General features: G+C 75.9%; 1 protein-coding gene. It reads right to left on the bottom strand.

Annotated features, from left to right (window positions below; translation table 11 throughout):
* Positions 1–97 precede the first annotated feature (97 nt).
* Positions 98–3,068: double-strand break repair protein AddB (gene addB, locus AX737_RS14415; RefSeq protein ID WP_066922409.1), on the bottom strand; the 2,971-nt coding region annotated here is incomplete at its 5' end.

The raw sequence follows: 3,068 nt of genomic DNA, 5'->3' as shown, positions 1-3,068 counted from the left end.
GGGTCCCCTCTTGCGGGACTTCGTCCCGGCCCCCCCTGCTGCGCAGGGTACCCTCCCCCGCAGAGGGGGGAGGGAAGATGCGGCAGCGTCGCGTCCATCACGCCTCCCCCTCCCCCGCCTGCGACCATTCGAGCACCCGCGCGAGGTGATCGTACGCGCCGTAAGCCCGCGCGTATTTCGGATAGGGCCGCGAGACGTAGGCCGCCTCGCCGGTCATGAAGCGGGCCACCAGCCCGCGCAGGCGCTCCGCGTGCTCCGCCACGACCTCCGGCACGCCGCGGGTCTCGCCGCGGGGCGTCTTCACCGGCATCGGCGTGAAGGCCTTCCGCCCGCCCGAGGCGTAGACGTAGAGCAGGTCCGGCGCGGTCGCGGTCCTTGGAAAACCCTTGAAGGCGCCCGCCATCAGCATCGCGGCCTCGAGCGTCAGCTGCGGCGAGAAGCCGGCGAAGACCTCGCGGTTGCTCGGCGGCAGGCCGGTCTTGAAGTCGACGATGCAGGCGCTGCCGTCGGCGCGGGCCTCGATCCGGTCGGCACGGGCGCGCAGGGTGAAGGTCTCGCGGCCCATCGGGATCTCCCAGCGGCCGTAGATCTCGGGATGCACCTGCCGCAATCCCGCCCGCCGCTCGACCTCCCAGGGCAGGTAGGCCGCGGCCATGCGCTCGTAGCGCGGCCACCACTCGGCGTAGAGCTCCGGATAGGTGTTCTCGATCTCCGCGAAGGCGTTCACGGCGATGTCGGCGAGATGCTGGGCCGCGAGGTCGAAGGCGGGCAGAGCCTCGGGAAAGCGCTCGGCGAAGGTCCCGAAGACGTCGTGCACGAGGGAGCCGCGGTCGCTGGTGCCGGGCTGGGCCGCCAGCGGATCGAGCGGGTCGAGCCCGAGCACGTGGCGGGCGAAGATGCTGTAGGGGTCGCGCACCAGGGTCTCGACCTCGGTGACGCTGAGCGAGCGCGGGAACAGCGCCGGGTCCGGCCGCGGCTTCGGCTGGGTGAGGCGCGGCTGCGGCGGCAGGCTGTCGATGGCGCCCACGTAGCCGAGGAAGCGCCGGCCGCGGGCCACCGCCTCGCCCCAGCGCGCCTCGCCCGCGAAGGCGCGCACGCGCTGCAGGAGCCGCGAGGGCACGGTCGGCGCGCCCTCGCGCTTGGCCGCGCGGGTGATGATCGCGTCGCGCGGGCCCAACCCCTGCACGAAGTCGTGCGCCATCTGGCCGATGCGGCGCTCGGGCGGGTCGAGCCCGACGCGCTCGCGCATCGGCCGGTTGAGGAAGGCGTCGGTCGTCGCCCGCATCGGCCAGACGCCCTCGTCGAGGCCGCCGAGCACGATCCGGTCGGCCGTCAGCAGGCGCGCTTCAAGCAAGCCGAGGACGCGCAGGCGCGGGTGCGGAGTTGTCCCTGCGCAGGGCACCATCCGCTCGCGGGCGAGCGCGGTGAAGAAGGCCGGGTAGTCGTCGAAGCGGCCGGGCAGGAGTTCCGGGTCGGTGAGTTCGAGGTCGTCGAACAGGGCGTCGAGGCAGTTCAACGAGGCGTCGGCGGTCTCGGGCGATCCCTCGGGCGCGGCGGTCAGCCGGTCGCAGGCGGCGCGGTGGCGGCCGGCGAGCGCCACGAGGTTGCCCTCCGCGGCCTCGCCCGGTCCGGGGAAGTCTGCGAACGCCTCCTCCAGCCGGTCAAGGAGCGCGGCGGCGAGGTCCCAGTCGATCGCCTTCAGGCGGCGCTTCGCCCGGGGCTGGCGCTCGGGCGCGCCCGCGCGCTCGGCGGCGAGCACCTGCCGGATCCCGTCGAAGCCGGGTTTCGGGGCGAGGCCGCGCAGCACCCCGATCTCCAGGGCGGCGGCGCCGCGCACCACGTCGGCGCGGGGCAGCCCGAGCAGCACGAGCGGGTGGGCGAGCAGGGCCAGCAGGCGGGGGGGGATGGCGTCGCCCTGCTCACGCAGGAGGTCGGCGGCGAGTTCGGCCGCGAGCCGCGCGAGGCGGCCCGCCGGGCTGCGGGCGAGGGGCACCCCGGCGCTGTCCTCCGCGACGATGCCCCAGCGGGCGAGTTCCTGGGCGACGCGGGCGGCGAGCCCGCGGTCGGGCGTGACGAGGGCCGCCGTGAGGCCGGGCGTTTCCAGCGCCTCGCGCAGCGCGATCGCGGCGGCCAGCGCCTCCTCGCGCTCGTCGGCCGCCTCGACCACGCAGAGATGGGCGAGGCCGAGGGCGGCGGTCCGGTCGCGCTCGGCCGGGTCGAGGCGGGCCCAGGCGTCGGTGGTCTCGGCCGGGCGGAGCGCCTGCGAGAGCAGCGCGGCGCGCGCGGCGGATTTCGGGTCCGGTCGCCCGAGCTCGACGACGGCGTCCCGCGCCACGTTCAGGCCCTGGCGGCCGACGAGCCGGTGCAGCACCGCCTGCGGATGGCCGTGGGCGATCTCGCGGTCCTCGCCGGTGCCCGTCTCGATCGCGTCCCAGCCGGCGGCGTCGAGGTCGCGGTCGAGGCCCGGCAGCACCACGGCGCCGCGGGGCAGGGCCGCCACCGCGGCGATGAGCCGGGCGGTCGCCGGCACCGAGCCGGTCGAGCCCGCCACCACCACGGGGTCGGCGGGCCGCTCGCGGGCGAGGCGCTTGGCCTCGGCCAGCACGAGCCCGCGGGCGCGCGAGACGGGATCGCTCATCCCGCGCTCGTCGAGGATTCCGGGCCAGAACTCGGCGGCGATGCGCACGAAATCGAGGGTGAGGCCGAAATAGCGCGAGTACTCCGCCTCGACGGCGCTGCCGATCTCCGACCAGGGCAGGCCCTCGACGGTGAGGGCATCCATCAGGCGCTCGAGATCGGCCGCGAGCCCGACCGCGTCGGCGGGCGAGGAGGGCACGAGGAACGGCACCTCGGCATCGAGCGGCAGCAGCGTGCGGTCGACGGTGGCCGCCCAGGACTGGACGAGGCGCGCGAGGATCAGCCGCCGCTCCAGCGGCGGCATCGGCGCGCTCAAGGGGTCGGGGCCGTTTTCCAGGAGCGGCTCGGCCGCGAGGTCGAGTTCCGCCTCGTCCGCCTCGCCGAGCGGGATCATGCGCGGCAGGAGCGCCGCCCCGCCGAGCCGCCCGCCG

Origin of the sequence: Methylobacterium sp. CCH5-D2 (genome assembly GCF_001556475.1) — a bacterium.
In the GTDB taxonomy this organism is placed as follows: domain Bacteria; phylum Pseudomonadota; class Alphaproteobacteria; order Rhizobiales; family Beijerinckiaceae; genus Methylobacterium; species Methylobacterium hispanicum.
This window is presented reverse-complemented; position numbering and strand designations above follow the sequence as displayed.